Genomic DNA, 18,068 nt, shown 5'->3' on the forward strand with positions numbered 1-18,068 from the left:
ATGTTGAACAAGCTATTCGGCATTCTTCCCCCGTTTATGACATGTGCCGGGGCGGTGCTGTCTGTGCTGATTCCGTGGAGCCTCCACATCATGTTCCGCAAGCTGCGCGAGCACGGCGATCCGCCATGGAAATGCGACAAGCGGGAATGAGCGCAAAAACATTCGCATGAAGACAGGGGATTCGCCATGAACAACGTTTCCTATGCGGATAAAAAAATCAGTACCCGAGAGATGATCTTCATCATCGCCAATTACGTGATCGCCGTAGGCATCCTCACCTTTCCCCGTTCGATTGCGGAGGAAACCAATTCGTTTGACGGGTGGATTTCCATCCTCATCGCCGGCACTGTCGTCTGTTTTATCAGCTGGCTGTTGGGCAAGCTGGCCAGCCGCTTTCCCACCCGTCCCTTTTTCGCTATTGTGGCGGTGATCGCAGGCCGGCCGTTCGCGTATCTGCTCACTTTGCTCTTTAGTGTGCACAGCATATGGATGGCCTCCTTTGAAATCCGGGCAGTCGGCATTATCGCCAAGCAGTACCTGTTCACGAACACGCCGGTGGAGATGATTACGCTGGCCTTTTTGCTGATCGTCCAGTACGTTGCGGCTGGATCGCGCCTGGCGCTGTTGCGCCTCAACCTCATCTTTCTGCCGATCGCGCTGTTGATCATTCTCCTGGTCCAGTTGTACATGCTGCGCTTTTTGGAATGGGAAAACGTCCGGCCGTTTTTCTCTTCAGACTGGATGTCCCAGCTCAGCGGTGTGAAAAGATTGGGCCTTTCCATGACCGGGGGGGAATTAGTGCTTTTTTACACGGTTCTGATGAAACGTCCGCAGGATGCCCCCAAATCAGTCACGCTGGGAATGGCGATTCCCATCCTGGTGTACATGACCATCTACATGGTGGTCATCGGCGTCTTTTCAGCGGAGGTGGTCAAAAATCTGACCTTTCCCACCATCGAGCTGGCAAAAGGCGTCGAAGTGCCGGGCGGGTTTATCGAACGGGTCGATTCCCTCTTTTTTACCATCTGGATCATGACCATCTTTAACACCTGCAGCATCTCGTTTGATCTGGCCATAACCACGCTGCAGTCCGTGTTTACCCGGATTTCAAGATTTACGTGGATTCTCATCCTCTCGCCGATTATCTACCTGATTGCGATGATGCCGCAAAACCAGACCGAGTTTTTTACCTTTGGCGACCGGCTCGGCTATTTCGGAGTGGTGATCGCCTATGTCATCCCGCTCGTGCTGCTGGCGATCGCCAAACTGCGGGGAGTGAAGGATGGCAGCTGACCGCTGATTTGTGCGCATTGAAGCGCCAGACGGGCCGGTGGGATGGTGGCTGGACTAAAAAAGGCAGCGGGCTGCTGCCTAGCCCGCCGCCTGCCCGGTGCGGACCGGGAGCGCTTAGGCGCGCTCGGCGGACCGCAGCAGCCGCATGCCGTTGGCGATCACGATCAGGGAGCTTCCCGTATCGGCCAGCACAGCCATCCACAGCGTGGACCAGCCAAACGCGATCATCAGCAGAAAGACCGCCTTCACCAGCAGCGAAAACGCGATGTTCTGCTTGATAATGCGCAGCGTCCGCCGGCTGAGATTGACGGCGTAGGGAAGTTTGGACAGATCGTCGGCCATCAGGGTGATGTCGGCCGTTTCCAGCGCCGTATCCGATCCGGCACCGCCCATGGCGATGCCCACGGTCGCCGCAGCAAGCGCCGGCGCGTCATTGACGCCATCCCCCACCATGGCCACGCTGGCGCCAGCAGACTGCCACTCCCGGATGAGGGTCAGCTTGTCTTCCGGGAGCAGTTCGGCATGGCAGTCGATGCCTCCCAGTTCGCTGGAGACAGCGCGAGCCGCGCCCCGGTGATCTCCGGTCAGCATGACCATCCGCTCTATCCCCAGGGAGCGCAGTTCCCGAATCGCTGTCCTGCTGGACGGACGGACCGCGTCGGCCAGCGTGATCAGCGCCACCACCTGCTGTTCCGTGCCCAGCACCATCAAGGTGTGGCCGGACTCTCGAAGCTGCTCGATCCGCTGCTCGACCCGCTCCAGCGAGAGCCCCGCGTCGCCGGAGATCCACCGGGGGTTTCCGATCATGTACGTGATGCCGTTCACCCGGGCTTTCACCCCGCCGCCGGGGACGGAGACAAACTGATCGCTGTCAGGGATGGCCACGCCCTCCTGCTTCGCCTTGCGGACGATGGCTGCCGCCAAGGGGTGTTCCGATCGGGCTTCCACGGCAGCGGCGATGGCGAGAACCTCCACCTCCGTCAGAGCAGACACAGGGATGATCCCGGTTACTTCGGGATGCCCCTGGGTGAGCGTCCCCGTCTTGTCAAAGGCCATCACCGAAACGGCACCGAGCCGTTCCAGATGGATGCCCCCTTTGATCAAAATCCCGCTGCGTGCGGCATTGCCGATGGCGGAGACGATAGAGACAGGGGTGGAAATGACCAGCGCGCAGGGGCACGAAACGACTAGCATCATCAGCGCTCGGTAAAACCAGTCCGCAAACGGCTGCTGGAACAGAAGCGGCGGAACGGCGGCGATTGCGACAGCCACGGCGATCACCGCCGGCGTGTAGTAGGCGGCAAAGGCGTCGACAAAGCGCTGCGACGGCGCCTTCTGCGCCTGTGCTTCTTCCACGAGATGAACGATCCGGGACAAGGTGTTGTCTTCGGCCCGTCTGGTCACCCTGACCGTCAGCGCTCCCTGCTGGTTGATCGTGCCGGCGAACACCTCGTCTCCGGCTCCCTTCTCCACCGGTACGGACTCGCCGGTAATGGGCGCCTGGTTGACGGTCGACCGCCCGTCGGTCACGATGCCGTCCATCGCGATCTTTTCCCCCGGTTTGACCAGAATCGTGTCGCCGACGCGAATCTGTTCCACCGGAAGCGTCAACTCTCGACCGTCGCGCAGGACGAGTGCTTCAGCCGGCGCCAGTTCCATCAGGCTGCGCAGCGATCGTCTCGTCCGGTCCATGGTATAGGCCTCCAGCGTTTCCCCCAGCGAAAACAGGCAGACCACCGCCGCTCCTTCCGCCCACTCGCCGATCGCCACCGCCCCGATGACAGCGATCGTCATCAGAAAGTCGATGCCGACCGTTCGCGACTTGAGACCGTACAGGCCGCTTTTGGCGATGCGAACGCCGCCGGCCAGGATGGACAGCGCGTAGAGCAGCGTGATGAGCGGCTCCGGTGCTGCCGGCGCGAACCCCAGGCCCCAGGCGGCGAGAAACAAAAGGGAGGCAGTCACGGTCGACCAGGCTTTTTTGTTTTGCCGCCAAAAGCCCCGCTCTTCCTCCCGCCTGTTCGCTTCCTGCTCCCGGACGGCTTCGTAGCCCGCCTGGCGCACAGTGTCGATCACGCGGTCAACTGCCGTTCCGTCATGCTCGACGGTCATGATCGCCGCGCCGAAATTGACCTGGACGCGATGCACGGCGGGCAGGGCTCCCACCTTTTTCTCCAGCTTTTGCGCGCAATCGGCGCAGTCCATCCCGCGGATGCGGAAGCGAGCCGTGGCCGTCCCCCGCTGCTGCGGGGCGACGTCGTAGCCCAGTTTCCGGATGGTGTCGACAATCTGCTCATAGGTCGTCCGATGCGGATCGTAGCTGACGCTTGCCTTGGCGACGGCGGCGTTCACTTCCGCCCGCGCCATCCCGGGCAACCGGGCCAGGCTTTTCTCCAGACGTGCCGCACAGTCGGCACAGTGCAGACCGATCAGGGACAATGTTTCACTGCAGGTCTCAACGGCAGTACCGTTGCCGCAGCATCCTGTTTCCGCGTGGGAGGCCGCTTTGCAGCACTCATCCGTATTGGCCATTCGTTCCACCCCGCTCAAACACATGATTAATTGTTCATGTATTTTATCCTCACAATCATCTTATTTTTTCCGGCTGCAAAACGTCAACACAATTTTTCCCGGGCGGACAGCCGTGCATGCAGGCCGCAGCGCAGACAAAAAAACCCGCCTGCCAAGCAAGCGGGTCTCGGACGATCAGCCGTGTTTCATGTGCTGAAGCGTCTGCACGAATATCTGTTCAATATGATCGTCGTCCAGGGAGTAAAAGACGGTTTTTCCCGCCTTTCGCCGTTTGACGATGCGCAGATTTCGCAGATAACGGAGCTGGTGCGACACCGCTGACTGCCCCATGTCCAGGGCCGTGGAGATGTCGTGGACACACAGCTCCCTGTGCAATAAAGCGTAAATGATCTTGACCCGGGTAGGATCGCTCAGCGCGCGAAACAGATCGGCGAGCGCCCCGGCCGTGTCGTTATCAATCATGGCTTCCTTTATTTCAGCGGCTGTCGGTTCCGTTCCTTGACACGTATCGTCACAGGAATCCTGCATCTCGTTTGATATCATCCAGTCACCACCCCAAAAGAGAACCGTTACGATTTCCATTATAACAGACAAATGAGTCAAAGTCGTGCCGAATGCCTGCCGCTCCAGCGTCGGAGTGTTGCACAAAGGACGAAATGTTGCACTAGAGAAACTTTTTGTTCCTAAGAGAAAAATTTTGTACTATACTAACAGTAAGAACCTGATCTACTTTTGTCACATATTTTTTTGTAAGCAAAAATTTGCCCTTGGCAAACATTTTGTCCCATGCGAAAACCACAGGGGGTGGCATCACATGGCTTCGCCCACAATTCCGCTTTCCGAGGCAAAAACCGGAATGCGGCTTGTTTTATCGGGAATCAACGTGCAGGGGGTCCTGCGGCGAAGACTGCTCGACCTGGGATTCGTCCCGGGAAACGTCATCGAGGTCCTGCAGAAAAGTCCGCTCGGCGATCCGGTCGCATTTCGTGTGAACAATACGACGATTGCCCTGCGCCGGGAAGAAAGCTCGCAGATATTCGGAAACATCCTGGGAGGTGAATGATTTTGGCTGCGTACACAATCGCTCTGGCCGGCAATCCCAATACCGGAAAGAGCACGCTGTTCAACACGCTGACCGGCCTCCGCCAGCACACCGGAAACTGGGCGGGAAAAACGGTGCAGTCAGCCGTCGGTGAGTTTGTCCACGAAGACGTCACCTACCGGGTGATCGACCTGCCGGGCACCTACTCACTGTATTCCAATTCCGCCGATGAGGAAGTGGCGCGCGATTACATCATTTTTGAACAGCCCGACGTAACTGTCGTCGTCGTGGACGCCACATCGCTGGAGCGCAACCTGAATCTGGCGCTGCAGGTGATGGAGATGACCAACCGCGTCGTCCTCTGCGTCAACCTGATCGACGAAGCGAAGCGGTTGGGCATTCACGTCGACGTAACCAAAATCAGACAAAAGCTGGGCGTGCCGACGGTTGCCATCTCAGCCCGCAATCGGACGGGAATCGACGCGCTCCTGGCCGAGGTGGAAAAAGTGGCGTCCGGCAAAATCATCCCGCAGCCCGTGACGATTTCCTACAGTGCGGACATCGAGCAGAAAATCAGGGAGCTGGAGCCGCATGTCACGCACCTGTTGGGCACGCGTTTTTCGCCCAGATGGATTGCGCTCCGCCTGCTTGACGGCGACGAGAAGCTGCTCGCCTCCCTCAAGGCACGCCTCGACACCGTCGGAGCGACCGGGATGAAGGAGGTCGTGCCCCATGAGCAGATTTCTTGCCACTGAGAGGCCGGATTCGCTCGACTCGCTGTTTGCCCTGGCCCAGTGCATGGCCGGCGGAGACGCGATCCGCGACGGCATCGTCCGCGACATTTACCAGACATCCCGGAACATCTGCCGGGAGGCCGTCCGCTACGAAGACCCCAAAAAGCTGGAAAGCACGTATCGGCTGGATAAAATCGTCACCTCGCCGATCTGGGGCTTCCCGATCATGCTGGCGATTCTCGGCGTCGTGTTCTGGATCACCATCGCCGGCGCCAACGTCCCGTCCGGGATGCTGGCCGACATGTTCGGATGGATCGAAGGGCACCTGACGGCCGCGTTTCAGGCTGTTCACGCCCCTGACTGGCTGCACGGCCTGCTCGTGCTCGGGCTGTTCCGCGGGACAGCCTGGGTCGTCAGCGTCATGCTGCCGCCAATGGCGATCTTCTTCCCGATCTTTGCGCTGCTGGAAAACTTCGGCTATCTGCCGCGGGTCGCATTCAACATGGACCGGTTGTTTAAAAAGGCGGGCGGGCACGGCAAGCAGGCGCTGACCATGTCGATGGGCTTCGGCTGCAACGCGGCGGCGATCATCTCCACCCGGATCATTGAATCGCCGCGGGAGCGGATGATTGCGATCCTGACCAACAACTTTGTCCCCTGCAACGGGCGCTGGCCGACGCTGATCCTGCTCGCCTCACTGTTCGTGGCCGCCGGTGTCGCCAGCCAGTACCACACGCTGGTCACGGCGCTGATCGTCATGGGCATGGTGCTGATCGGCATCGTCGTCACCCTGACCGTCTCCTGGATTTTGTCCAAAACGGCGCTGCGCGGCGTCCCCACCCACTACACGCTGGAGCTGCCGCCGTACCGGAAACCGCAGATGCTCAAAACCGTGCTGCTGGCGTCCAAGGACAAATCCCTGAGCGTGTTGACCCGGGCGGTCCTCGTCGCCGCTCCGGCCGGCGTGATTACCTGGATACTGGGCAACGTGACCGTGGGCGGCGACAGCATCTTGAATCACCTGGCTTCCTTTTTCCATCCATTCGCCCACGCGCTCGGACTTGACGGGTACATCCTCATGGCCTTTCTGCTCGGGCTGCCGGCCAATGAGATCGTCCTGCCGATCCTTCTGATGGGATATCTGTCCTCCGGGGCAATGGTGGACATTGACGGCCTGGACAACATCAAGGACATCTTTTTGGCACACGGCTGGACGTGGCTGACCGCGCTGAACATGATGCTGTTCTCGCTGCTGCACTATCCCTGCGGCACGACCCTGTTCAACATTTACAAAGAGACCAAAAGCGCCAAATGGACCGTGCTGTCCGCCCTGATCCCGCTGTCCATCGCGATTGCCGTGACGTTTGTCATCGCGCAGACAGCACGAGGATTGGGCTTGGTGGCGTAATAACAGCAAGACCGCCGGAGATCTCCTCCTGGCGGTCTGTTTTGCTTCTGAAAAGCCGCTGTCCCTATTCCCATACCGGCGTAGGGCTTGTATGCCGCCCCTTGGGGCTTGGTTTTCTGCCAACAATGCTGAGCGGCACGTCCGTAAAAATAAAAATGGTCGGGAAGACAGGATTTGAACCTGCGACCTCTTGGTCCCGAACCAAGCGCTCTACCAAGCTGAGCCACTTCCCGACTGGAGGCGAGATGGGCTCTCGCCTCTGCATTATGGCGTGCCCTGAGAGATTCGAACTCCCGACCTTTTGATTCGTAGTCAAACGCTCTATCCAGCTGAGCTAAGGGCACGTATCTGTTTGTTGTTTCGCACCGTGGCGACAATTCAATACTATACAGGGGAGACAAGAAAAAATCAACCCGTATTTTTTTCCATTCACAAATTTTTTTCGCAAGCTCCCGGAAAAGGCAGGCGCACAGCGGACAAACACAGCCAGCGTGCCCGAAAAAGACAGGCGGATATGCCGGCGGGAAGTCAGCGGGCGTAAACCGGGCGTATGGCCGTATCGCCGCCCTCGTCCGACATGACGGCCATCGCGCCTTTTTCCGATCAAACAAAGCGGGAAACTACTGCTTCAGTCACTCGGCGGTCGCTTTCGCAAAAACAGAAAGCTCACTAACCCGACAGCAGCAGTCCATCGGCTGCCCGCCTATTTTTTCAGCCTGGGCAGATAGGTAAGCGTCAGCGCTCCTGCCAGCACCAGCCCCTTGACGATGTCCTGGGCGTAATACGGCACGTTCATCATCGTCAACCCGTTCATCAGCACGCCCATCAGGATGGCGCCGCAAAAGGTGCCGAACGCGTTGGGCTTGCCCTGCCCGAAGATGGAAAACCCGATAAACGCAGCAGCCACGGCGTCCATCAACAGCGGCGATCCGGCCATCACCTGGCCGGTGCCGATCCGCGCCGTCAGCACGATCCCCCCGATGGAGGCGAACAGCGCCGACAGCATGTAGGCCAGCGTGCGGTACTTGTTGACCGGTACGCCGGAGAGGCGGGCCGCTTCCAGATTGCCGCCGGTGACGTACAGCATCCGTCCGAAACGGGTGTAGTTGAGAAACACGTGCACGCCGACGACGGCCAGCGCCATCAGGATGACCGGGACGGGAATGCCCCATATTTCCCCCTGGCCGATGAAGAGAAACGACGGAATGATGATGCCGGGAGCGGACGAGCCGTCGGCCATCGGCATGTTGTTGTAGATGGAAAAGCCCTGCGTGTAGCTGAGGTGAATGCCCTGAAAGACGTACAGCGACACGAGCGTCGCCAGGATGTCGGGAATCCGCACCTTGACCACCAACAGCGCGTTGATCAGCCCGATCACCAGACCGGCCAGGAGCGGAACAACCACCGCCACCAGCAGTTCCTGCCGGTACCACACCATGAGCGAGGCGGAGAGCACCGTCGCCACGCTGACCGTCGAACCGACGGACAGGTCAAAGCCGCCCACGATCAGGGAAAAGGTAACCCCGATTGCCACCAGCGTCACGATGGAAATGGAACGCAGGATGTCCACCAGATTGGCGTAGCTGAGAAAGTTTTCGTTGACGATGCTGAAAAACACGATCACGGCCAGAATGGCCAGGAGCGCACCGTACCGCTGCGCCAGCGACCCCCGCGTCTGTTTTGTTTTTTCACCCTGCAGCACTGCTTCCATGATGATTCCCTCCACTCATGTAATACATCACCGTCTCGGCCGTGATCCGTCCTGTCGTCCATTCGCTCCGGCTCCACTCGGCGGCGGTCCGTCCGTTTTCCAGCACGATCAGCCGATCGGCCAGCGCCAGTGTTTCGTCAATCTCGCTGGAAAAGTACAAGACGCCTCTGCCCTCGTCCGCGAGTTCCTTAATCAAGCGGAAAATCTCCTGCTTGGCGCCGATGTCCACGCCCTTGGTCGGCTCGTCGAAGAGGAACACGCTGGCCGTGGTCAACAGCCACTTGCCGATCGCCACTTTCTGCTGATTGCCGCCGGACAGGCTGCCCGTCGGCTGATCCAGCCCGGCCGTCTTGATGCCCAGCCGCTCCACGAGGGATTGGGCCGCCTCGCGCTCCGCCTTGTCCGAGAGAAAGCCTCCGCGCGTAAACGCCTTCAGGTGGGCCAGTGTCAGGTTGTGCTTCACCGGCTCCTCCACCAGGATGCCCTGCAGCCGCCGCTCTTCGGGAATCAGCGCGATGCCGTTTTGAATCGCCTCACCAGGATGGCGGAGGCGCAGAGTCTTCCCTCTCAGCCGGATCTCGCCGCCGTCCAGCCGGTCGGCGCCGAACAGGGCACGGGACACCTCCGTCTTGCCGGCGCCCACCAGTCCCACCACCGCGACGATCTCCCCCTGCCGCAGCTGAACGTCAAACCGCTTCACCTTGTGGCCGATCCGCAGCTCTCTCGCTTCCAGCAACACCTCGCCTGCCCGTCTGCATCTCTCGTCTGCCTGATTGGCTTCGCGGCGGCCCAGCATCGCCGCCACCGCCTCTTCCGGACTGGTCTGTTCCGTCCGCTTTTCCCACACCCGGCTGCCGTCCCGCAGCACAGTGATGCGATCAGCGATGGCAAACACCTCCGGCAGCCGGTGGGAGATGTAGACAATCCCCAGCCCTGCCGCCTTCAAGCTGGCAATCAGCTCAAACAGCGCCGCCGCTTCCGTCAGGCTGAGCGGCGCGGTCGGTTCGTCAAAGATGACGAAGCGGACATCCTGGGCCACAGCCCGGGCCAGCAGCACCAACTGTTTCTCCGCCAGCGTCAGCTCCTCCGCCTTTGCCTTCAGCGGCAGGGAAAAACCGCACCGGCTGAGTATCTGTTGGGCCCGCTCCACCGTACGCTTCGGCGAATGCCACCAGGCGCCGGCGGAGACAGTATGGTCCAGAAGTATGTTTTCCGCGACGCTCAGGGAGGGAATCAGCCCCGTGTCCACTTCCTGCTGCACGAGGTGGATACCGGCCCGCTTGGCATCCCGCGGTCCGCTGACGGCCAGCTCACGGCCGTCGATCAGAATGCTGCCGGCCGTCGCCTGCTCTGCGCCGGAGAGAATTTTCATCAGCGTGCTTTTGCCCGCTCCGTTGGCTCCGAGGATGGCGTGCACCTCCCCGCTGCGCACGGTGAAATCCACTCCGCGCAGGGCGTACACCCCGCCGTACTGCTTGACGATCCCCTTCATTTCCAAAACAGAGGCCGTCATCTCGCATCCCTCCCTGATCTGTCCATTTCGGTCACTTGTGCTTTGCCTCCAGCGCAGCCATCCACGGCGAGATGGCGGCGTCGCTTCGACCCCATCCGCTCACGTATTGCGTCAGGTCGGACATGTTGACCGGTTGGTCCGGCAGTTTGTCCTGGCTGACCAGATGCGGATCGAGCGAGAAGTACTTGGGCGTGTGTTCGCCGGCGATCTTTTGGTAGAGGAAGCGGCTCTGCACCCGTCCGATGTCCGCCGGATCAGTCGCCGCCGACGCTTTCCACGGGCTGTTCGGCTCCTGGATGAGCTGCAAGTCCTCGTCGGACAGGTCGATGCCGAACACCTTGATCTCCGTCCGTCCCGCCGCCTTGATCGCCCGTGTGGCCCCTTTGGCAAATTCGTCCCACGGCGCCCATACGGCGGCAATGTCGCCTTTGTTGGGGAACTTTTTCAGGATTGCATCCATCTGCGCCTGGGTGTCCAGCGCCGTATTCGGCGTGGCCGAACCGAAGCGGGCGATCTCCTTGATGTTGGGGTAGCGCTTGAGAAAAATCTCGTAGACGCGGTTGCGCTTTTCCATCGGCGCAAAACCGCCCACCCAGATGTAGACGATGTTGCCTTTCCCGTCGATGGATTGGGCCAGATTTTTCAGCCCCTGCCAGGCCAGGCTGTAGTCGTCCTGGTCAATTACAGTGACGCCTTCCACCTGGTCCAGGTCGTTGTCAAACGCGACGACGGGAATCCCCGCCTTGACCGCCCGCTCCACCCCCGGCTGCAGCGCTTCCGCACGGCCGTGGTTGATCAGGATGCCGTCCACTTTTTGGTTGATCGCGGTGTCCAGGTGGGCCGCCATTTTGCCCAAATCGCCGTCCGCGTTGTAGACGACCAGCTCGCCGCCGAATTTGCTCACCTGCTCTTTGACTCCTTGCAGGTACTGGGCAGAAAACGTTCCGATGGAAAACTCGCTGACCAGAGCGATTTTCAACGGTTTGTCCACTGCCGCCGGAATAGCTGCCTGAGTTGCCGCCGCCGGTGATGCGCCCGGCTGCTGCGGCGCGTCCGCCGGCTGTGATGACGGTGACGTGGCAGACTGGGCAGACGGCGCCGGCGGCTGTTCATTGGTGCAGCCCGTCAGCAAAAGAGCAGCGACGAGACTGGCAGACATCCATTTGTTGATCGTTTTCATCTGGTACATCCCCCTCATGAGTGCGTAAAAAATAATGACATGGACGGAAAAACCGAAAAAACAAACGCCTCTTTTCCTTGAGAAAAGAGGCGCGGTTTGCTCGCTCACCTCTCATCTCTCAGGATAATTCCTGCAGGAGTTAGCACCGTGCCGCAAGAGCAGCATGCTCTTGACAGTCGGTTGCCGGGCGTCATCGGGCCAGTCCCTCAGCCTGCTCTGGATAAGAAGGCATGTGTAATTCCAAGTTTTCCACTATGCTTTTTAATATTGATGACATCATACATCGAAGCGGGATGTGCCGTCAATCCCGTTTTTCGATCGCTTCTCCAAAAAATTCACAACTGTCAGCATCTTCCGCTGACAGTTTTCAATCGACGAACAGCGAAGGTTGGGCAGGCGTAAAACGCCAAGGAAAACGGCTCTGCTGCAATCAACGCGAGCAGAGCTGTTTTCGTTACTGTTGTTTCCCCTCCGTGTTGATTTGGAAGGTCACGCCAAACTTGTCCGTTACAATCCCATAGGCCGGGCTAAAGAACGTCTCTTGCAGCGGCATGTTCACCTGACCGTCCTGCTTCAAGGCTTCATAGATTCGTGTCGCTTTTTCCTTGTCGTCCGTCGAGATACAGATGGTGATTTGACTGCCGCTCTGATGGGGTTGGCCCGGAGACGTATCGGAAAACATGAGGTCCGACTCGCCGACCCTTATCATGGCATGCGACACGCGGTCCTTTGCCTCTTCCGGCAGGGGAAATTCCGGGTTTTCCGGCATCTCGCCAAACGTTTGGTAAAACAGGATTTTGGCATCCAGTGCTTGTTCGTAAAAGTGAATGGCTTCCTTGGCATTTCCGTCCATGATCAGATAGGGGATCAAGCGCAGTGTCATCAGGAATCAGCTCCTTGGATTTTCATTCTGCCCGCCGCAAAAATCCGTACGGGCCACAGATTGACACGTATTAAAGCAAGCCATACTCTCTATTATTTCCGATTCTCTGATTTGAAAACGAATCCAGTGTCAATGATCGTGTTGTTTACAGGAAGGAAAATGAAGCATGGCTTGAAACAAGCGAGATTTTGCTAGATCCCCCACTCTTTTTTCAGCAAATAAATCAGTTCTGCTTCCCGCTCGTCGTTCTTCTTCTGCAAAAATTCCTTTGTCCATTGATAAAAACCGTGTCCGTTTTTCTGGCCGTATTTGCCTTCGTCCACCAAACGGCGCATCATACCGAGAGAGGCCGAGTCGGTGCTGAGGTCGGGAAACAAATTATTCCAAAAACAGTTTGCCGGCGAACGATTCACGGTAAATGGTTTCGATGTCCGCAGCCGTCAGCCAGCGTGGATTATTGTTCAGCAGTCTGTCGATTTTGCTTGCTTCTGCTGCCAAGGCCGGAATGTCTTCTTCTGTCACGCCAACATCTCTGATGCTGGCGGGAATGCCCACGTCGCAAGACAGTTTGGCGATGGCGTGGACCGCCTGCATTGCTGCATCGCGAAGCGACAACCCGTCTACGTTTTCTCCCATCGCCCTGGCCACTTCCGCAAATTTGGGAATATTCGAAACTACATTGTACTTCATGACGTAGGGGAGCAGCAAGGAGTTTGCCACCCCGTGGGGCACTTTGAATTTGCCTCCCAGCGGATAGGCCAGCGCATGGACGGCTCCTACCCCGGCGTTGCCCAGCGAAATGCCGGCGAGCAGACTTCCCATCGCCATGTCTTCGCGCGCTTTGAGGTCATGTCCCTGATACACGGCTTGGCGAAGGGAACGGGAAACCAGTTTGATCGCGTGCAGGGCAATCGCGTCCGTCAGTTCATTTGCCCGAATCGCCGTATAGGACTCCACCGCATGAACAAACGCGTCCATCCCCGTCGCGGCCGTGACGGATGGAGGCACCGTCACCGTTAGTTCCGGATCGACGATGGCCACATCCGGGAGCAGGTACGGTGAGACAATTCCCTTTTTCACCTGGTCGCGCGTGTCCGTAAAAATGGCGTTGCAGGTAACTTCCGACCCGGTTCCGGAAGTGGTCGGCACGAGGATGAAGGGCACGCCCTTGATCGCCACCTTGTCAATGCCCACCAGGTCGCGCACATCGCCCGTGTTGGTCATCATAATGGACAAGGCCTTGGTCACATCCAGCACGCTACCGCCCCCGATCCCGACAAACACGTCATAGCCCCGACCCCTGACCTGGGAGGCAAGCTGCTCCAGATTTTCAAACGGAGGCTCCTGCATGATTTCATCAATCACGTGAACGGGCAGGCCTGCTTGCGTCAGCGGGGTTACGGCCTTGTCGACCAGACCTGTTTGCTTCAATACCTTGTCGGTCAAGACCAAAACCTTTGTTGCCCCCAGCTTCTTTGCCTTCTCCCCAATGTGTGCAATCGAGCCGATTCCCGTCACGAGTTCAGTCGGTGTTCGAAACACGCTAATGCTCATCGTCCATTCCTCTCCTATCCCGCACATATTTTCCGTCTACAGCAGCTTCACACCGATAAATTTCACTTCGGTCATATCCTCAACGGCGTATTTCACGCCTTCTTTACCGATCCCGCTCCGTTTTACGCCACCGTATGGATAGTTGTCCTGGCGAACGGTTGACACTTCGTTAATCCACACCCCGCCGGTTTCCAGCTCGTCGGCCAGGCGAAAGGCACGATTGATATCCGACGTGAAAACGCCTGCCTGCAGGCCGTAGTCGGAAGCGTTCGCGAGTGATACCGCTTCTTCTTCCGTGTCAAACGGGATGACGACAACGACAGGGCCAAATACTTCCTGACATACGACTTTCATGTCCGGCTTGACATCCACCAGAACGGTGGGATGGTAAATGGATCCTTCCCGCTTGCCGCCGGTGAGCACTTTCGCACCGTTTTCGACCGCTTCCTGCACCCATTGTTCCACGCGTACGGCCGCCTCTTCCGTAATCAGCGGACCTACATCTGTTGTTTCCTCGGCCGGATTCCCTACGCGCAGGCTCGCCACCCGCGGCACAAGCCGATCGAGAAACGTCTGGTACAGCGTCCTTTGCACATAGATGCGCTGCACTGAGATGCACGCTTGGCCGGCATAGGCAAACCCGCCCGTCACGATGCTGGAAATCGCTGCGTCCAGGTTGGCGTCCTCGAAGACCAGATTGGGCGAATTCGAGCCCAGCTCCAGGGTTACTTTTTTGTTGCCGGCCAGTTGTTTGATTTTATAGCCGACCGGCCCGCTTCCCGTGAAGGTCACCTTCTTTACCAGCGGGTGGGTGACAAGCGGTTCCCCCAGATCGGGACCGGTGCCCATCACGACATGCAACGCCCCTTTCGGCAGCCCTGCCTGTAGCAGCAGCCTGGCGAGTTTCAGCGCGGACAGCGGCGTTTTTTCGGCCGGCTTTATGACCACGGTGCAGCCTGCTGCGATGGCCGGGGCCACCTTGTGCAAAACGAGATTCAGCGGGAAATTGAACGGCGTTATGGCGGCGACCACCCCAACCGGATAGCGGCGGGCAAATCCGATTCGGTTTTCTCCGCCGACCGCACTGTCCATTTTGATGAGTTCGCCGTCGTTGGCCTTGGCCACGTCGGCAGCGAAGCGCAGTACCTGCACCGCACGTCCCACCTCTCCCCGCGCATCGCGGATCGGCTTGCCCGCTTCACGAGACAGGAGGTGAGCAAAATCCTCCCGCTGCGCCTCGAGGGCATCGGCAGCTTTCCGCAAAATCTCGGACCGCTGGTGCGCGGGCATTTTTTTCATGGTTTGCTGAAAGACCCGGTGGGCGGTTTGGATGGCCTGTTCCAGATCTTCTCTCGTCGCAAAGTCCACAACTCCTATCAGTTCGCCATTGTACGGACTGCGAACCTCGTGCCGAATCCGGCCGCCCCCGGTAACCTCGTTGCCGTCGATGAGAGAGCCGACGTGCATGACGGTGATCTCGCTTTGATTCATCTCCACCACTCCTCCTGCGGGTCGTTACACCTTTTGATCCAATGCTGATTCTTTCTTGAATCGCCCCTATGAATACGTATTCATAAACATCGAAAAAGAGGTGTCCCGGCCATGGCTACTTGCGGCGGGCAGTCGTCTTGCGAACAATCAGCTCGGGCTGCAGCACAATCTGTCGCAGCTGTTTCGGGCGCTCCCCTTGCTGAATCATCTCGATCAGGTTTTCGGCTGCGATCTCCCCCATCTTGAATTTGTGATGACCGATACTTGTCAATTGGATGGCGCGATGGGAGGAAATCTTGATGTCATCAATCCCGACCAGACTTACGTCATCCGGGATGGACAGCCCCATCGACATGATCGTATCCATGCAGGCCAACGCCATGGTATCGGTCGCACAGATGATCGCCGTGGGCGGTTCGTCCAGGTTCATCAACCTCCAGGTGATTTTTTCCACCTCGGCTGACGTCGTGTTCGTAACAAACACAAGCTGCGGATCGATCTCGATGCCGGCTTCTTCCATCGCTTTTTTGAACCCTGTTTCCCGTTCAAGAAAGGTAGAGATCGTGGGTTCGCCCGTAATGTAGGCAATCCTTTCATGTCCCAGGTCCAACAGATGCTTGGTAATCATTTCGCCTGCCCGCGTGTTGTCCAGAACGACGTAGTTCCCACCGTTTCTCGGGCGGCGGTTGAAAAACATGTACGGGATGCCGGACTGCTCGATCTCGTGAAACAGGGGATCGTCCAGCAGGATGGATGACATCAGGATGCCGTCCACCTTGTTTCCCATCACGGTGTTCACAATGTCTTTCAGCTTTGCCTCGCCCTCAAAGTACACCATGGTTTTGTAGCCGTGTTTGGTCGCCAGGTTGATAATGGAGTCGGTGGTTTCCACGAAGAAGCCGTTTTTGAGCGTACCGGAAATCAAGGCGATGGTTTTCGTGCTGTTCGTCACCAGGCTCCTGGCGATGAGATTGGGCTGATAGCGCAGGGTTTCCATCGCCTGCAGCACCTTTTTTCTCGTCTCGGGCTTCACGCTTTTCGCGTTGTTCAGTACGCGGGAAACGGTGGCTTGGGACACCCCCGCCAATTTTGCAACATCTTTGGAAGAGATCATGGAACGTTACCTCGAATGTATACGTATTCATTGGTAGAGAATAGTATACCGCCTGTTTGGTAATCTGTCCATATTCAAACGTCGTTGGAGATATAGTACGCGGACGCTGCCAACTTCTTGGCTGGTCGTCAAGAGAGCGAGCGGGCCCTATCACCACCCATGCCCCACGGACTTTGTCTACAAGCAAAGGGGACTGTCTGCACAGTCCCCTCTTTGACTACAGTCCAACAGGTTATTCATCTAATGTAAAAAGTCCGTGGACGGGCGGAGGAGGATTCCTTTTCCCTACGCCTCTGTAACGGTACCCGTATGCACCGGCGTTGATTGTTTTTGTGTTTGCCGGCTGTGCACGAGCAGAATGTTCAGCACGACAGCCGTGATCGAACCGGTGACAATGCCGTTTTGCAGAATCATTTTCGCCATCGTCGGCAGTTGATCAAACATCTGCGGGACGGCAGCGGACCCAAGCCCGACGGCAATGCTGCAGGCGGCAATCAGCAGGTTCTCGTTTTGGCGCAGATCGACTTGCGACAAGATATTGATCCCGGATGCCACCACCATGCCGAACATGGCGATCATCGCGCCGCCCAGCACCGGATTGGGGATGACGGTGGTCAGCGCGGCCAGTTTCGGGAGCAGGCCGAGGACCACGAGAATGCCGCCGGCGGCTACCATTACGTCACGGGTCTTGATTTGCGTCAGGGACACCAAGCCGACGTTCTGAGAAAAGGCGGTGTATGGGAAGGCGTTGAAAATCCCGCCCAGCATGATCGCAATCCCTTCGCCGCGCAATCCTTTGACGACGTCCTGGCTGCTGACGTCCTGTTCCGTCACTCTGCCGAGGGCAAAATAGACGCCGGTCGATTCCACCATGCTGATGATGTTCACGAGGATCATGGTGAGGATCGCAACGATGTGAAACTCCGGCACGCCGAAATAGAACGGCTGGACAATGTTGACCCAGGATGCCTCAGTTACGGCGTCAAAATTGACCATGCCCATCACGTACGCCGCTGCCGTTCCGGCCACCAGGCCGAGCAGCACCGAGATGGCGCGAATAAAGCCGGTAAACAGACGATTGATAAGCAAAATGATGACCAGTGTGCCAAATGCCAGCAGCAGGTTGCGCGGTTGGCCAAAATCCGGGCTGCCTGCACCGCCGGCGGCGTTGTTCATGGCGACAGGAATCAGCGACAGACCGATAATCGTCACCACGGAGCCCTGCACCACCTTCGGGAAAAAGCGCAGCAGCTTGCCAAAGAGCGGTGCGGCCAACACGACAAACAGACCGGAGACGATGATCGCTCCGTAGGCGGTGGCCAGGTTGCTGCCGGAGGCGATGGCGATAATCGGCCCCACTGCGGTGAACGTACAGCCGAGCACGACCGGCAGTCTGATCCCGGTGTAGCGTGTGCCGATCACTTGCAGCAGAGTGGCCAGTCCGCAGGTGAACAAGTCGGCTGCGATCAGGTAGGCAATCTGAGTGGGAGTCAGTTTCAGCGCGCCGCCAATAATCAGCGGGACGATGACTGCCCCCGCGTACATGGCCAATACGTGCTGCATGCCCAGCGTCAGCAGTTTTTGTTTGGACAGCATGAGTGTTCTCCTCTCTT

Annotated in this window: 16 protein-coding genes, 2 tRNA genes and 1 riboswitch; of the genes, 5 read left to right on the top strand and 13 right to left on the bottom strand. The window is 58.2% G+C overall.

Annotation, left to right across the window (positions count from 1 at the left end):
• Together KDN35_RS03345 and KDN35_RS03350 are read left to right on the top strand one after the other, a co-directional pair.
• Complete coding sequence (locus tag KDN35_RS03345) at positions 1-150, top strand: hypothetical protein (RefSeq protein WP_171565968.1); 150 nt, start codon at positions 1-3, stop codon at positions 148-150.
• A gap of 36 nt (positions 151-186) precedes the next feature.
• Complete coding sequence (locus KDN35_RS03350; RefSeq protein WP_212132072.1) at positions 187-1,293, top strand: GerAB/ArcD/ProY family transporter; 1,107 nt, start codon at positions 187-189, stop codon at positions 1,291-1,293.
• 114 nt (positions 1,294-1,407) lie between these two features.
• Here KDN35_RS03350 and KDN35_RS03355 read toward each other — a convergent pair whose 3' ends face one another.
• Together KDN35_RS03355 and KDN35_RS03360 are read right to left on the bottom strand one after the other, a co-directional pair.
• The gene (locus KDN35_RS03355; RefSeq protein WP_249178892.1) at positions 1,408-3,849 is read right to left on the bottom strand and encodes a heavy metal translocating P-type ATPase; all 2,442 of its coding nucleotides are present in this window, start codon (positions 3,847-3,849) and stop codon (positions 1,408-1,410) included.
• Between the two features lie 150 nt (positions 3,850-3,999).
• Positions 4,000-4,368, bottom strand: coding sequence for an ArsR/SmtB family transcription factor (locus KDN35_RS03360; RefSeq protein WP_171565964.1), 369 nt, complete (start codon positions 4,366-4,368; stop codon positions 4,000-4,002).
• A 271-nt stretch (positions 4,369-4,639) separates the two neighbouring features.
• On the opposite strand from KDN35_RS03360, the gene KDN35_RS03365 reads away from it, so the two are divergent.
• Genes KDN35_RS03365 through KDN35_RS03375 form a run of 3 tightly spaced genes read left to right on the top strand, consistent with a single transcriptional unit; the run spans position 4,640 to position 7,009 of the window.
• Positions 4,640-4,888, top strand: a complete 249-nt coding sequence (locus KDN35_RS03365) for a FeoA family protein (RefSeq protein WP_171565963.1) — start codon at positions 4,640-4,642, stop codon at positions 4,886-4,888.
• A gap of 2 nt (positions 4,889-4,890) precedes the next feature.
• The gene (locus KDN35_RS03370) at positions 4,891-5,622 is read left to right on the top strand and encodes a FeoB small GTPase domain-containing protein (RefSeq protein WP_171565962.1); all 732 of its coding nucleotides are present in this window, start codon (positions 4,891-4,893) and stop codon (positions 5,620-5,622) included.
• On the top strand, positions 5,600-7,009 hold the full coding sequence (locus KDN35_RS03375) for a ferrous iron transporter B (RefSeq protein ID WP_171565961.1): 1,410 nt from the start codon (positions 5,600-5,602) through the stop codon (positions 7,007-7,009). Before KDN35_RS03370 ends, KDN35_RS03375 begins: the two co-directional genes overlap by 23 nt.
• Positions 7,010-7,165: 156 nt before the next feature.
• Here KDN35_RS03375 and KDN35_RS03380 read toward each other — a convergent pair.
• The 11 genes from KDN35_RS03380 to KDN35_RS03430 form a co-directional block, all read right to left on the bottom strand.
• Positions 7,166-7,242 (bottom strand) — tRNA-Pro (locus KDN35_RS03380).
• Between the two features lie 34 nt (positions 7,243-7,276).
• Positions 7,277-7,353 (bottom strand) — tRNA-Arg (locus KDN35_RS03385).
• A 359-nt stretch (positions 7,354-7,712) separates the two neighbouring features.
• Positions 7,713-8,720 carry an ABC transporter permease gene (locus KDN35_RS03390; RefSeq protein WP_171565960.1) on the bottom strand — a complete coding sequence of 336 codons (1,008 nt, stop codon included), beginning with the start codon at positions 8,718-8,720 and terminating at the stop codon, positions 7,713-7,715.
• Positions 8,698-10,233: a sugar ABC transporter ATP-binding protein gene (locus KDN35_RS03395; RefSeq protein ID WP_212132073.1), complete on the bottom strand. Its 1,536-nt coding sequence runs from the start codon at positions 10,231-10,233 to the stop codon at positions 8,698-8,700. Before KDN35_RS03395 ends, KDN35_RS03390 begins: the two co-directional genes overlap by 23 nt.
• A 31-nt stretch (positions 10,234-10,264) precedes the next feature.
• The gene (locus KDN35_RS03400) at positions 10,265-11,413 is read right to left on the bottom strand and encodes a sugar ABC transporter substrate-binding protein (protein ID WP_376717851.1); all 1,149 of its coding nucleotides are present in this window, start codon (positions 11,411-11,413) and stop codon (positions 10,265-10,267) included.
• Positions 11,414-11,521: 108 nt separating this feature from the next.
• A riboswitch (SAM riboswitch) is annotated at positions 11,522-11,640 on the bottom strand.
• A 227-nt stretch (positions 11,641-11,867) separates the two neighbouring features.
• The gene (locus tag KDN35_RS03405) at positions 11,868-12,296 is read right to left on the bottom strand and encodes a VOC family protein (RefSeq protein WP_171565955.1); all 429 of its coding nucleotides are present in this window, start codon (positions 12,294-12,296) and stop codon (positions 11,868-11,870) included.
• Between the two features lie 191 nt (positions 12,297-12,487).
• Positions 12,488-12,634 carry a hypothetical protein gene (locus tag KDN35_RS03410; protein ID WP_212132075.1) on the bottom strand — a complete coding sequence of 49 codons (147 nt, stop codon included), beginning with the start codon at positions 12,632-12,634 and terminating at the stop codon, positions 12,488-12,490.
• A 40-nt stretch (positions 12,635-12,674) separates the two neighbouring features.
• The gene (locus tag KDN35_RS03415; protein WP_212132076.1) at positions 12,675-13,850 is read right to left on the bottom strand and encodes an iron-containing alcohol dehydrogenase; all 1,176 of its coding nucleotides are present in this window, start codon (positions 13,848-13,850) and stop codon (positions 12,675-12,677) included.
• 36 nt (positions 13,851-13,886) lie between these two features.
• Complete coding sequence (locus KDN35_RS03420) at positions 13,887-15,341, bottom strand: aldehyde dehydrogenase family protein (protein ID WP_212132077.1); 1,455 nt, start codon at positions 15,339-15,341, stop codon at positions 13,887-13,889.
• Between the two features lie 115 nt (positions 15,342-15,456).
• Complete coding sequence (locus KDN35_RS03425; protein WP_171565949.1) at positions 15,457-16,455, bottom strand: LacI family DNA-binding transcriptional regulator; 999 nt, start codon at positions 16,453-16,455, stop codon at positions 15,457-15,459.
• 285 nt (positions 16,456-16,740) lie between these two features.
• Complete coding sequence (locus KDN35_RS03430) at positions 16,741-18,051, bottom strand: nucleobase:cation symporter-2 family protein (RefSeq protein WP_212132079.1); 1,311 nt, start codon at positions 18,049-18,051, stop codon at positions 16,741-16,743.
• Positions 18,052-18,068: the final 17 nt, after the last annotated feature.

This window comes from Brevibacillus sp. NL20B1, from assembly GCF_018195675.1.
GTDB lineage: Bacteria > Bacillota > Bacilli > Brevibacillales > Brevibacillaceae > Brevibacillus > Brevibacillus aydinogluensis.

Coding starts and splice junctions, on each gene's coding strand:
- KDN35_RS03395 (WP_212132073.1), bottom strand. CDS start 10,233: ATGACGGCCTCTGTTTTGGAAATGAAGGGGATCGTCAAGCAGTACGGC.
- KDN35_RS03415 (WP_212132076.1), bottom strand. CDS start 13,850: ATGAGCATTAGCGTGTTTCGAACACCGACTGAACTCGTGACGGGAATC.
- KDN35_RS03390 (WP_171565960.1), bottom strand. CDS start 8,720: ATGGAAGCAGTGCTGCAGGGTGAAAAAACAAAACAGACGCGGGGGTCG.
- KDN35_RS03410 (WP_212132075.1), bottom strand. CDS start 12,634: ATGATGCGCCGTTTGGTGGACGAAGGCAAATACGGCCAGAAAAACGGA.
- KDN35_RS03365 (WP_171565963.1), top strand. CDS start 4,640: ATGGCTTCGCCCACAATTCCGCTTTCCGAGGCAAAAACCGGAATGCGG.
- KDN35_RS03405 (WP_171565955.1), bottom strand. CDS start 12,296: ATGACACTGCGCTTGATCCCCTATCTGATCATGGACGGAAATGCCAAG.
- KDN35_RS03430 (WP_212132079.1), bottom strand. CDS start 18,051: ATGCTGTCCAAACAAAAACTGCTGACGCTGGGCATGCAGCACGTATTG.
- KDN35_RS03355 (WP_249178892.1), bottom strand. CDS start 3,849: ATGTGTTTGAGCGGGGTGGAACGAATGGCCAATACGGATGAGTGCTGC.
- KDN35_RS03360 (WP_171565964.1), bottom strand. CDS start 4,368: ATGATATCAAACGAGATGCAGGATTCCTGTGACGATACGTGTCAAGGA.
- KDN35_RS03425 (WP_171565949.1), bottom strand. CDS start 16,455: ATGATCTCTTCCAAAGATGTTGCAAAATTGGCGGGGGTGTCCCAAGCC.
- KDN35_RS03345 (WP_171565968.1), top strand. CDS start 1: ATGTTGAACAAGCTATTCGGCATTCTTCCCCCGTTTATGACATGTGCC.
- KDN35_RS03350 (WP_212132072.1), top strand. CDS start 187: ATGAACAACGTTTCCTATGCGGATAAAAAAATCAGTACCCGAGAGATG.
- KDN35_RS03375 (WP_171565961.1), top strand. CDS start 5,600: ATGAGCAGATTTCTTGCCACTGAGAGGCCGGATTCGCTCGACTCGCTG.
- KDN35_RS03400 (WP_376717851.1), bottom strand. CDS start 11,413: ATGAAAACGATCAACAAATGGATGTCTGCCAGTCTCGTCGCTGCTCTT.
- KDN35_RS03420 (WP_212132077.1), bottom strand. CDS start 15,341: ATGAATCAAAGCGAGATCACCGTCATGCACGTCGGCTCTCTCATCGAC.